6 protein-coding genes and 1 pseudogene are annotated in these 12,860 nt (G+C 44.2%); 5 read left to right on the forward strand and 2 right to left on the reverse strand.

Going from position 1 to position 12,860, the window contains the following annotated elements; translation table 11 throughout:
* Window position 1 precedes the first annotated feature (1 nt).
* Genes NYP67_RS03575 through era form a run of 4 tightly spaced genes read left to right on the forward strand, consistent with a single transcriptional unit; the run spans window position 2 to window position 4,445 of the window.
* A complete protein-coding gene (locus NYP67_RS03575; RefSeq protein ID WP_473411182.1) occupies window positions 2-1,300 on the forward strand; it encodes a PhoH family protein in 1,299 nt (432 codons plus the stop codon).
* A gap of 2 nt (window positions 1,301-1,302) precedes the next feature.
* Window positions 1,303-1,830, forward strand: coding sequence for an rRNA maturation RNase YbeY (gene ybeY / locus NYP67_RS03580; RefSeq protein ID WP_004132890.1), 528 nt, complete (start codon window positions 1,303-1,305; stop codon window positions 1,828-1,830).
* Complete coding sequence (locus NYP67_RS03585) at window positions 1,820-3,361, forward strand: hemolysin family protein (RefSeq protein ID WP_115793875.1); 1,542 nt, start codon at window positions 1,820-1,822, stop codon at window positions 3,359-3,361. The genes ybeY and NYP67_RS03585 overlap by 11 nt, the downstream gene beginning before the upstream one ends.
* 13 nt (window positions 3,362-3,374) lie before the next feature.
* The gene (gene era, locus NYP67_RS03590; RefSeq protein ID WP_473411183.1) at window positions 3,375-4,445 is read left to right on the forward strand and encodes a GTPase Era; all 1,071 of its coding nucleotides are present in this window, start codon (window positions 3,375-3,377) and stop codon (window positions 4,443-4,445) included.
* 339 nt (window positions 4,446-4,784) lie between these two features.
* Here the strand turns inward: era and NYP67_RS03595 are convergent.
* Together NYP67_RS03595 and NYP67_RS03600 are read right to left on the reverse strand one after the other, a co-directional pair.
* Window positions 4,785-9,126 (reverse strand): annotated as a pseudogene (locus NYP67_RS03595) (Tat pathway signal sequence domain protein).
* 486 nt (window positions 9,127-9,612) lie between these two features.
* Complete coding sequence (locus NYP67_RS03600; RefSeq protein WP_115757155.1) at window positions 9,613-11,667, reverse strand: AMP-dependent synthetase/ligase; 2,055 nt, start codon at window positions 11,665-11,667, stop codon at window positions 9,613-9,615.
* Between the two features lie 380 nt (window positions 11,668-12,047).
* Here NYP67_RS03600 and NYP67_RS03605 point away from each other — a divergent pair, with 380 nt between their 5' ends.
* The gene (locus tag NYP67_RS03605) at window positions 12,048-12,665 is read left to right on the forward strand and encodes a 50S ribosomal protein L25/general stress protein Ctc (RefSeq protein WP_004130597.1); all 618 of its coding nucleotides are present in this window, start codon (window positions 12,048-12,050) and stop codon (window positions 12,663-12,665) included.
* Window positions 12,666-12,860 lie beyond the last annotated feature (195 nt).

Consider the following 12,860-nt stretch of genomic DNA (forward strand, 5'->3'; position numbering starts at 1 on the left):
CGTGGCAAATAGTACAACGCGTATTGTTCAAATTCCAGGCGAATTAAGCCCAGTTGCTGTTTTGGGAGCAGCAGATTCAAACTTAAGAGAGTTGGAGAAGGCTTTTCCAAGCGTAGATATTTCCGTTCACGCGGATTGTGTGAAAATCGTATCTAGAAGCGCAAGAAGTGAGGAAGACGCTTGCAAAGCTGAACACGCGTTGCGCAAAATAGTTGACTGCGCTTACGAAGCTCCTGTTGATTCCTATGCTGTAAAACGCATGTTAGAAAGAGATGTGCTTAAAGGTAGTGAGCATAATGTGCGAATCGATAGGATTGGGCACAATGGCGGAGTTTTTGGCGGATTAAAGTCTTTTGGTGCTGGAGCTGGAGATGGTGCTGGCTTTGGTGCTGGTGCAATGGAAAGCGATTTTGCTCGAGATTCTGCCGATTTAATGCCATCTAGTGAAGATGCTAAAAGGCGCGCAATGAGCCGGAAAGCGCGAATGGCTAAAGGCGTTATAACTTTTGCAGGCGGAAATCCTGTTCGCGCAAAAACCGCGGGTCAAACGGCTTATGTGCAAGCAATGGAATCAAATACCGTAACGTTTGGTATTGGGCCTGCTGGTACTGGAAAAACGTATTTGGCGGTTGCTAAGGCGGTTAGAGCTTTAGAAGATGGTCGCGTGCGAAGAATAGTGTTGACGCGCCCTGCTGTAGAAGCTGGGGAAAATCTTGGATTCTTGCCTGGAACGCTAAACGACAAAGTAGACCCATATTTAAGGCCGCTTTACGATGCGCTTTCCGACATGTTGGGCGCGCCGCAACTTAAGAGGTATATGGACGAGAACGTTGTGGAAGTGGCTCCGCTTGCGTACATGAGAGGTCGCACGCTTAATGACGCTTTTGTTATTTTAGACGAAGCGCAAAATGCTACTGTTCAGCAGCTTAAGATGTTTTTGACGCGTCTTGGATTTAACACCACAATGGTGATTACGGGAGATAGAACGCAAGTTGATTTAGCGGTTCCAAAATCTGGCTTAGCTTCGATTGAGAACGTGCTAAAAGACGTTAAAAGTATTGTGTTTGTTCACTTAAACGCGCAAGACGTTGTTAGAGCGGAGCTTGTTGGGCGAATCGTAGAAGCGTATGAAGCGTGGGAAAAGCGCGAGGCTGATTTTAGGCGCGAGAAGGATGGTGCAAAGCGCGAGGCTGGGGATGCGCGTGGAAAGTCGCAAGAAACCGCGCAATCACAAGAAACCGCAGAATCGCAAAAATCGCAAAGTCTTGAATCGCAAAATCTTGAGAGGAATAGCAAGTAATCATGAGTGTTGAAGTGATGAACGAAACCGTTTGGCAAATCGACCCAAAAATATTCTCCGACCTTGGAATGTGGGTTTTGCAACAAATGCGAGTAAGCGTTCAATCCGATTTGTCGATTACTTTTGTAGACCCAGAGCCAATCGCTAGTCTTCACGAAAAGTGGATGAACTTAGAAGGCCCTACAGACGTTATGAGCTTTCCAATGGACGAGCTAACTCCTGGAAGCGACGACAAAGTTAGCGAAGGAATGCTTGGAGACCTTGTGATTTGCCCATGGGTGGCATCTCAGCAAGCGGCGGCGGCAGGGCATAGCACAATGGAAGAGATGCTATTGCTTACGATTCACGGAATGTTGCATTTGCTTGGATACGACCACACTACGCCTCAAGAAGAAAAGCAAATGTTTGGCTTGCAAAGGCAGCTTTTGCTAACGTTCTTTGCGGCTAGATCTGGCGAGCTTTACGACGCCACTTTGCCAGCAGGTGCCGTAAATGAGCTGGAAGAATACGAGAAAAATCATGCTAAATAACATTACAATTCCGCCGATTCCCGATTTGCCTGCGCATATGTGGGCTTGCTTGGGTGCGATTGCAATAGTCGCAGTTTTGCTTGTGTGGCTTTCGCTTGCAATGGCGGCGGCGGAAGGGGCTGTGCCAAGAGTTACAAGGTCTAGTCTTAATAATCTTATGATTGAAGAACAAACGAACGATAACGAAAGTCAAGTCGTTCGCTTGAGAAAGCTTGCTAGAATTCGCAGAGCAAAAAAGCTTATAGCAGATAGGTACGCAACGAGCGGAGCGTGTGCGTTTGTGCGAATCGTGTGTAATGTGCTAGACGGCGTGGCTTTTGCAGCAATCGCGGCGGCTCTTGGTGCGTCTTTTTGGCTAACGCTATTAATCGGGCTAATAGTGGCAATGATTGTTGCAATTGTTTCAATTCTTGTGCGGCCAAGGTCAGTGGGCGCAGCTCAGCCAGTGTTTAAGCTAATGCGCTTGTCTAGAATAATTTCGATTGCTGTTTTTATGAATCCTTTTGCAAAAATCGCAAGCCGTGGGGATTCGCAAAGTCAAAGTCAAAATCATAAGAAAAATGTTGCGCTTTCCGACGACGAAGAGTTGGAGAATATTCAATTAGACCAAGCTAAAGCGAGTATTGATAGGCTTGTGGAAGCAAACGATTTTGACCCAGAAGTTTCGGAGATGATGCGCAATGTGCTTACGCTTTCCGACACGTTAACGCGCGAAATCATGGTTCCTCGAACCGATATGATTTGCGTTAAAAACGACGAAACGCTGGAAAATTTCCTAAAGTTATGCTCAAGATCTGGATTTTCTCGCGTGCCTATAATTGGCGAGTCGGTTGACGATTTGGAAGGAATTGCGTATTTGAAGGATGCTGTGCGCGCGACCGTGTTTAATCCAGCGGCATCTGAGCGCGCGGTTTCTACGATTAGCAGAAGCCCGATGCTTGTTCCAGAGTCCAAGCCAGTGGATGATTTATTCCACGAAATGCAACGAATCCGCCAGCACGTTGCCGTTGTTGTAGACGAATATGGCGGAATTGCAGGGCTTGTGACGATTGAAGACGCGATTGAGCAAATTGTTGGAGAGCTAGAAGACGAGCACGACCGCACTCAGCACGCGGATCCGCAAGAGGTGAGTAAGGGTGTGTGGAAAATGCCTGCGCGCACGCCGATTGCCGATTTGGAAGATATTTTTGAAGTGCATATAGACGAAGACGATGTAGACACTGTGTTTGGGTTGCTTACTAAGTTGCTTGGAAACGTGCCGATTGTTGGGTCGAGTGCTGTGACTCGCGGCCTTAAGTTGACAGCGGTTGATTCTGCTGGGCGGCGTAAGAAAGTTTCCACGATTCTCGTTGAGCGAGATATTCAAGGCCTTAAAGATATTCAAGGCCTTAAAGAAGAAGACGATAGTGAAAAGAGTGGGGGCAAGAATATCAGAAAGACTGATGGCAAGACTGATGGCAAGAATGGCGATAAAGATAGTGGCAAAGACAGCGGCAAAGACAGCGAATTATCGCAAGTTAATAGCAAATAAATAGTGTTGAATTATGAATAGTATGAAAGATGTTGACGATATGAGTAATGATATGGACGATGACTATATGGACGATATGAATGACGAAATGTTTGCTAATTTAGATCCTTCTCTAAAAGCGAGCGTAGAAGTGCCTGATTTTAACGGCTATAAATCGGGATTTGTTGCTGTAGTAGGCAGACCAAACGTTGGAAAATCAACGCTTATGAACGCGCTAATCGGAACGCAAATCGCAATCGCGTCTTCTCGTCCAGAAACAACGCGCAAGGCGATTCGCGGAATCTTAACAACTCCAAACGCGCAAATGGTGTTAGTTGATACGCCAGGAATCCACAGGCCTCGCACTTTGCTAGGCCAGCGTTTGAATGACATTGTAGACGAGTCGCTTGCAGATGTTGATGCTATTGCTTTCTTGCTTCCAGCAGATCAAGAGATTGGGCCTGGAGATCGCAGAATTCTAAGCCGACTTCGCTCCGACTTTGCTAAAAAAGATGCGGCTGGAAACTGGGCGTGGAAGGTTCCGCTTATTGGAATCGTAACAAAAATTGATACGCTAAGCCGAGATGAGTTGGTGTCTCATTTGATTGAGATTCAACAGTTTGCTGATTTTACGGATATTGTGCCAGTTAGCGCTTTGGAACGCGACAATGTTGACGAAGTTAAGAAGGTTTTGATTGACAATCTTCCAGAAGGTCCGAAGATGTATCCAGACGATCAGCTCAGCGAGGAGAGTCCTTCTAGCATGATTGCGGAGCTGATTCGTGGGGCTTTTCTTGAGGAGCTTGATGACGAGTTGCCACATTCGCTGGCGGTTGTTGTAGATAGTATTGTGCGACCAGAAGATGAGGACTATGCGCAATATAATGATAACAAAACGCATGTGATTGTGTCGGTGTATGTTGAGCGCGATTCGCAAAAGCCGATTATTATTGGGCGCGGTGCGGAGCATCTTGTGCGCGTTAAGAAGCGTTTGCGTACTGCGGTGAATCGTATTACGGGCGCTAAAGCTGTGCTCGATTTGCACGTAAAGGTTGCAAAGGGGTGGCAGAGCGACCCTAAGAAGCTTGAGCGCTTGGGTTTCTAGCGAATCGACGATTTCGAGCTGCATAATGCGCGAGAAATCACCTAGACTCGCTGAGCCGCTTAGAGCAGAAGCACTGCTTCTGCGCTGCAAAGCGCTTTGACTGAGCTTGAAATTGCATAATGCATTTCAAGCTCCTTCAAAGCGTGATTTGGCTCAAATGTAAAGTCCAGTGGACTTTACATGCCAAATCAGCCGAGCGGCTACTAATAGCCGCGAGGAATAGCGCGCTGTAACGCGCGAGCGATTTGACGGGTTTTGTTGTTGATAGATACAAAAAACCGCGGAAGACGAGTCGATTATAAGACCAGTCAACCGCGGTTTTTTTTTATTTAGTCTTGATTATGCGCGACGATGGCGAGCGAAGTAAGTGCCGCCTCCGATTGCTGCGATTCCAGCAACAACAGCCGCTATAGCTGCAACAACCTTAAGCGTAGTGCTGTTGGATGCGCTTTGTGCTCCGTTTTGTGCGTTGCCTGATGCCTGAGCGTTCTTAGAATCATCCTTAGATTCGCTCTTTGCGGAATCCTTTGCATCGTTCTTTGCGGACTCGCTCTTAGCAGCAGAATCCTTAGCAGCATCTTGTGCTTTAGCAAGATCCTTAGCAAGATCCTTGACTGCAGCTTTAGCGCCAGATGCAAGAGCAGCTGCTATGCGGTTAGCGCTGCTTGCGCTAAGAGTGTTAGCGTGCGCTGCGCCTGCAACATTATTTGCTGCAACGCCATTAGCATTTTGAGCATTTGCACTGTTTGTACCGTTAGCATCGTTTGCGCTCTGCGATTGTGCAGCTGGAATCGTTGCATTAAATCCAAGTTGCTTTCCGCCGAACAAGTTGTTTGCGTATCCTGCAAGATACTGGTTGTAGTAGTTCTCGAAGGATTCACTAGAACTCGTATTGTTGCTCGTACTGTTGCTAGTGTTATTTTGCGTTTCACTAGTTGAACCAGTATTTTGATTAGCGTTGCCTGATTCTACTTCTTTAGATGGGGTAGGAGCAAGCGCTGAATCCGTACTTGCATCATGAGACGGATCTGCTTGCGGCACTGTTTGTGGCACTGTTGGAGATTCATTATTACCACCATTATTGCCACCATTACCAGCATTTCCATTCTCTGAAGTCCCATTCAGCGAATTCACTTTCTTTAACGATTCATCTAAAGTAGAAGTAGATTTATTAAGAGACTGTTCCACTGTGTTAAGGGTATTAAAACGAAGAATAAACATATTCTCAAGATCGTTGAAGCTTTGATTTACGGCAGCAAAAGTAGCGTTGTACCTTTCAATTACGTTATTTTTAGCTCCAGCCAAAAGCGTCTTAACTTTCTCATGCAATTCAGCAATTTTTTGCTTTGCTTGCAAAACTTGCATTTTAACGTTTTCAGCCTTTTTCTTTGCTGATTCAAATTGGCTTTGAGCTTCTTTTGTAATGCGTTGTGCTTGCTCAATAGCAGACTTTGCTTCATCAGCTTTTTGCTTCGCTTGAGCGGTTTTAGCAGCAGCATCAGATACTAGCTTAGCTGTATTTTCCTTATTGGAATCAGCCTTTTGCTTTTCATCTTTAGCTTTTTCTACTTCATTCTGTGCTTTGTTAACTTGGCTTTGAGCTTCTATAACTTTTCTGTTAGCAGAATCAATTTGTTGTCTTGCACCTTCAATTTGCTTCTGTGCTTTGTTAACTTGGCTTTTAGCTTTCGCAACTTTCTGTTCAGCTTCTTCTACATTTTTGTTTGCAAGTTTTAATTGTTTCTCTGCTTTGCTAACTTTGCTACGAGCAGAATCACGCAACCGTGTGGCATTACCAACAGTTTCATCTTGTTTCGTGACCTTCTCGTTGGCTTCTGCAAATTTAGTAGCGGTCTCATTAGCTTTGATTTGCAAATCGTCTTTAGCAGATTCGAGATTCCTTACAGATTCTTCAAACTCGCTGATTTTAGCTTGCTTTGCTTCACCAGTTAACTGAGATTGTTTCTCGGCTTCTTCTACATTTTTGCTTGCAACTTTATACTCATTCTCGTATTTCTCTGCTTCAATAGTGAGCTTTGCAAATTCTTCTTGAGATTCTTTTAACTCGTTCTTAGTGCTATCAAAATCGTATACAGCATTTATAAAAGCATCCAAGACAGTTTTATTTGCTGAGTTCTTTGCATTCGCAGCATCGATTGAGCTACTAAGAGTTTTAACCTTTCCATCTAGATGCGTGTACTTTGTTTGCCACTGCTGAGCAAGCTTTTTTGCAATAGCTGCATTTTCTTCGCTTCCCCAGTTTGCGCTAGGGTCGCCATATTTTTTAGCTTCACTATTTGCTTTTTCTTTCTCGGCTTTTACATGTTCTAACTCTTGTTCCTTTAGACCCTTAGCGCTCTTTTTGTCTGGCACATTCAAATCGTATTGTACTTTTCGAAGATTGTACTTAGCTTCAAACAAATTTGCATTTGCTTTATTTGCTTCAGCATTCAACTTTTGCAATATAGCGATTTCATCTGTATTTTCAGATGCGATTTCATCAGCTTTTTCTTGCTTTAGACTATTCTCATAATTACTAAGAAGATTCTTGTATTCGGAAACACTAATCGAAGATTCATTGCTTCCGTGCCATACGGCAACATCTTCATTTTTTTGTAACAGTTTCTTGTTTACCGCCAGAAATCTTAGGAATTTCTTGAATATATAAATCGCCTTCTGCGAAACCGCCAGCGGTTATATCTTTTCTAGCAAAAGTAGTGTAATGACCTACGGAAAGACTAAATAAATTAGTTAGCTTGCCATTTTCGTCATTTTTTTCGAATAATCTTGTGTTTGGATTTTGGCTTAATTTCATTCCAAAATCATATTTATTGTCCTTAAGGAATTGCTTGCCAGCTTCAGAAAGTTTGTTTTCAATCGTTGTATCGCCATTGAATGTGTAGAAGATTCCTTTATCTCTAGCTTCTTCATAGCGATTCTTTTCAATCGTATACCAGCCGTCTAAGGCATTCCACTTGTTGTCCGTAGGTTTAGGTTCTGTGCTTTGCGTTTTAATTTGCTTTAAGCATGAAGTTTTACCGTCATCTAGAACTTTGCAATCGTTATTTGAATATTTCATTCGACCATTTTTATGGCCGTCGTAATCACCCCAAGCAAGATTTTCTGCAGTTTTGTACGGTGTAGTGTCCATAACGCTAGCGTTATCATACTTTTCATGGTTTACTGCATGATTATTAATGGCAGCCGAGTAGAAGGAATGCACAATGCTTTCGGCAATCAAGCTTAAACGCACGTTTACATTTTGCAACGCGTTGTTATCGTTTCTTCTGTACTCGTTTAAAGCATCGTAATACTCAGCGGCTTCCTTCATGTTTTGCAAAGAGTCAGCGCTGCCAATTCTACCAAGCCCAGGTTTTACAATATCTTCATACCACGTTGGAGCTTCTATTGTTTGTGCTTCTTTATACGATTCATCTTTGAAATCTTGCCTTGGAATCACATATGATTCGCCTTTAAGAATTTTCTGAGCGCGCTCAGCGTCTGCAATAAGAGATTCGTTCTTGTTATTTTCCTTAGCTTTTTCAGTGTTAATCACATATTGCAAGAACTTGTAGAAGTCAGACTTTTTCTCTAATGAATTCTCTGTATTAGAATCATTTTTGCTTTCAGCATTGTAGACCTTTTCTGCTGCATCTGCTTTTCCTCTAAGATTGTCTAAGTTTTTGTAAGATTCAACTAGCTTTTTGTAATCACCGATTTTTTCTAGTTCTTTTTCTTTAGATTCTAGTTCTTCACTTGTTTTGTTAATTTTCTGGGTATTTGCAGTAAGCGTTTCTTTAATTTTTGTTACTTTTTCTTGAGCTTGCTTATAAACGGATTCTTTCTCTTTAGCAATTTGTTTTACTTTTCCCAAATCCGCATTACTTAAAGCAGAATCAGACTTTTTAAGTTGCTCTAACTGTGCTTGTTTTTCTTTTAATTCTGTTTCTTTGTCTTTAAGCTCATTATCTGCTTGCTTCTTTGCTTCTTCAAGAGATTTTGCGCTTTTAACTAAAGAAGTATAAGATGATTTTTCTTTTTCAAGATTTTCTTTAGCTGCGTTTAGATTCTTGTTTTCTTCATTCAGATTTGTTTTTGCTTCATCTACAGATTTTTGGGCATTTTGTAGTTCGTTTTGATTTTGTTCAAGTTGTGTTTCTGCTTGCTTCTTTGCATCTATAGCTTGTGCTTCAGTGTTTTCTGCTTGCTTCTTTGCATCCTCGGCGTTAGTTGCCACTAATTGTGCATTTTCTTTATTTTTTTCGGCTTCGTCAACTCTCTTTTGAGCTGCATCTACTTTTTCTTTAGCTTCTGCATCTTGCTTCTTTGCATCCTCTGCATCTTTTTCTGCTTGATTTTTCGCTTCTATAGCTTCGGCTGCTTTTTTGGATGCGTCTTCTACTTTTTCATTTACTTTTGCAAGCTTGCTATTTGCGTTTTTAACAGTTTCATCGGCTTTGTCTATTTCTGTTTTGGTTTCTAGCTCAAGCTTTTCAGCTTCTCTTGCGAGTTCATTTGCTTTAGCTTCCTGTGGATTAGGATTCTCATGATTAGCATTAATTTCAACATTTGCATTATCTGAGTTTTGATTTACAACATCGGCATTTGCCACATTTGCCATTGCGAATAATGCCAGTGAACTTGCGCCTAAAGATATAGCTGCTGCGATTTTAGCATTCATAAAACCTCTCCTCATGTTTGATAATAGGAAATCGTTAGTTCTCGTGTTTTTGAACAAGATTTTTAGCAATTTCTTGCCGTTCGTCTTGTTTTGGAAAACATATTTTCTACCGGGGGGGGGTATCAAGTTTTCAATGCGATTTTATCAAATACCTATGGATTAACGTAAGCGAAGAAATGAGTGCTCAGAGTGTACACATGATTACACCAAACTATGTGGAGATTCGAGATTTTTCGCAGCGAAAGAGGCGTATCGTTAGCGCGGTCTAAGCGCGCTCGATTCCTCACAGCTATTAGTAGCCGTGAGGCTGATTTGGCACAGGCTAAGCCACACATAGCGTGACATCTGCTGCGTCAATCGAGACGCAGCAGACCTCGCTTGCGTTGAAAGCACACCGTGCTTTCAACTTTGAGCAAGCTCGGCGAATCGAAGTGCATTCGCGCGCTACGCTTTAAGCGCTCAGGCAGGTCGTCGCGCGCATAAGCGCTACTTCTTGCGAATCGTGTACATTTGCGTGTTAAGCAAATTAGCGTATCGGTTAATAACTCGAGGGCGAATAATCTTCATAGAAGCAGTCATCAAGCCGTTTTCTTGAGTAAACTCTTCTGGCAAAATAATGAACTTTCGCACAGACTCTGCGCGCGATACGCCCTCATTTGCAATATCCACAAACTTTTGGACTTCCGCACGCACAACCGCGTTATTTGCGGCATCTTCCATGCTCATAGTCTCGTCCAAGCCCTTGGTCTTAAGCCAGTTGCGCAAAATCTCCTCGTCTAAAGTAACAAGAGCAGATATAAATGGCCTCTTATCTCCAAGAACAAGAGCTTGAGACACAAGATCGCAACGCTTAATCACTTCTTCAATAGGGCCAGGAGCCACATTCTTGCCGCCAGCAGTAATAATTAAGTCCTTCTTGCGACCAGTAATGTAAATCATGCCATCGTCGTCAATTCTGCCCAAATCGCCAGTAGCATACCATCCGTCTTCTGTAAACGAAGTCTCGGTGGCCTCTTCATTCTTGTGATATTTCTTAAACACGCAAGTGCCCTTAATTTGCACTTCGCCATCTTTAGCAATTCGCAAAGTGAAAGCTGGGAAAGCAATGCCAACGGAGCCTTCGCGGAATGGAACGCCAATAGGTGTAAATGCGCATGGGGCAGTGGTTTCCGTAAGACCGTAGCCTTCGTAAACTGGCACGCCTGCGCCGCGGAAGAACGAAAGCAGCTCTGGGTCAAGCGGCGCACCGCCAGCAACAATCCAGCGCGCGCGTCCGCCAAGCGCTTGGCGAATCGGGCGGTAAACTAGCGGATCGTAAGCAGCGCGGCGAGCCTTTGTTAGCGCCTTAGCATCTCCAGAATCCTGTACTTCCTTCATATATTGCTGAGCTGTAACAACAGCACCCTGGAAAGCAAGTCCCTTAGCGCCATGACCTGCCTTTTGCGAAGCCGCGTTATACACTTTTTCGAGCACACGAGGAACAACAATCATAACGGTTGGTTTTGCAACTTGAAGATCGGATATAAGCGTTGTAATGCCTTGTGCAATGTAGATTCTAAGCGTGCTAGCAACAACAATATAGTTGATTGCGCGCGCAAACGAATGTGCTTGAGGCAAGAACAACAGCACAGATCCATCAGGCTCGCTAAGCAAGTCTGGCAAATAAATCGGCAAGTTTAACGCCGTTGTGCAATAATGCTCATGCGTCATTTCCACGCCTTTTGGCGCAGCCGTAGAGCCAGAAGTGTACACGATTGAGCACAAGTCGGTTTTTTTAACCGAGTCAATGCGCTCGTCCAGCTCTTCATCGCTAACAGCGTATCCAAAAGCCTGAAGTTCCGCCAATCCGCCTGTTTCTATGCAAATAATGCGCTCAAGGCTTGGGCACTCTTCGATTGCGCCATCTGCCTTTTCCTTCATATCTGTTGTTCCAACAATCAAAAAGCGCGAATCGGAGTTGTTTACAATGTTGCGAATTTGCTCGGCAGAATCAGTGTCGTAAATCGTAGCAAGCACGCCTCCGCAAGCCATAACTGCAGCGTCCGCAATATCCCACTCGTACGAGGTTTTGCACATTAACGCAACAGCATCGCCCTTGCGCAAACCGTAGTGCATTAAGCCTTTTGCGGCATCTCGCACTTCTTTAAGGAACTGATTTGCGGTTTTTGTAACCCATTCGTCGTTTTCTTTGTACGTGTAAAGCGGATCGTCTCCCATTCGGGCGGCTCTATCTGCATACAAGTCGTAGATGCTTGTGCCTTCATCTATCGGAGCGCTTCCCTCGGTTTTTGTAGTCAACAAGCCAGTTTGTGGGTCTAGGAACGTTGTGGTTGGCATTTCTGCGCCCCACTCTTCTACGCGAGGCAGACGCGATTTTTGCGCAAGTAGCGTGTTTGCTGCTTCTTGTTTTTCTTCGACTTGCGGGTAGTCTTGGCTTCCCGAGCGATCGTCGCTAACTGGATGCGCGAAGTTGCTGCCGATTTGCAAGGCCTTGCGGGCAAGGTTGAAAGCTTGCTTCTGGAGTGTGTTTAGCACGGACACGTCTGCTCCTTAATTGCGCTAATCTTGAGTCATAAATTTGTGTTGCAACATGTAATTTGTGTTACAACTTGAGTCACAAAATCAGCTTGTTTTTAAGCACACAATTTAATGCGCGCTTACTTCTTTTATATATGATAATAGCTTGTATAGCTCAAGTCACTTTTTGCCTTGATATTGCCTTGATTCTGTGTTGATATTTTTTGGATAAGCGCATGTCAAAGTGTTTTTGTAGACTAGACAAGTTGCTTTGGCGAGGGAATAACACTGCGATTGTTGTGTAAGTTCCGTTATCGACTGGGCTGATGCCAATATGGTTTTCGGCGCGTCGGTGCGCCTGAAGCTGGATTAATCAATCTATCCAGATAATTAAGGAGACCGATATGGCTACAAAGATTACACTTGAAGGCAATGTGCGCAATGAGTTCGGTAAGGGCGTTGCTCGCCGTTTGCGTGTTGCCAATTTGATTCCAGCAAGCATTTACGCTGGCGGTGCTGAACCTGTACACGTTACTCTTCCAATGAGGGAGACCACTCTTTCGCTTCGTCACGCAAACGCTTTGTTCACTATTAAGTTTGGCAAGGAATCTCGAATCGCAGTTGTTAAGGATGTTCAGCGCAACCCCGTTAAGCGCATTGTTGAGCACATTGACTTCTACGAAGTTAAGGCTGGCGAAAAGATTGACGTTGAGGTGCCAGTGTTTGTTGAAGGCACTCCAAAGGGTGCTGCTGTTGCATTCGTAGACGTTCAGGAGCTTAAGGTTCGCGCAGACGTTTCCAACTTGCCAGAGCGCTTGGTGGTTAACGTTGACGGCTTAACCGATGGCGCCAAGGTGTTTGCTAAAGACGTTAAGCTTCCTGAGGGCGTTGTGCTCGATATGGATGGCGAAGAGTCTGTTGTTAGCGTCACCGTTCCAGAAGATGCTGCTACAGAAGAGCCAGCTGCCGCTCCTGCTGCCGATGCTACTGCTCCTGCAGCCGAAGCTCCTGCTGCCGAGTAAGGTTTTGCTTAGAATTTTTGCTTAAGATTTTCTAAGATTTTTTAAGCCGTGTAAGTCAAGATTTTATTGACTTGCGCGGTTTTTGTATCTCACACGATTCCGCATTTTGTACCATATTTGGCCTAAAACACGTACAAAAAGCGGAAAATTGTTCGCGCGGTCTAAGCGCGCGAACGTCTTCGCCGCGCAGAAGCA

The organism is Gardnerella sp. c23Ub_4 (genome assembly GCF_055804115.1).

Bases quoted from the DNA above. Each gene is read 5' to 3' on its own strand.
- ybeY (WP_004132890.1), top strand. From the start codon at position 1,303: ATGAGTGTTGAAGTGATGAACGAAACCGTTTGGCAAATCGACCCAAAA.
- NYP67_RS03585 (WP_115793875.1), top strand. From the start codon at position 1,820: ATGCTAAATAACATTACAATTCCGCCGATTCCCGATTTGCCTGCGCAT.
- era (WP_473411183.1), top strand. From the start codon at position 3,375: ATGAATAGTATGAAAGATGTTGACGATATGAGTAATGATATGGACGAT.
- NYP67_RS03605 (WP_004130597.1), top strand. From the start codon at position 12,048: ATGGCTACAAAGATTACACTTGAAGGCAATGTGCGCAATGAGTTCGGT.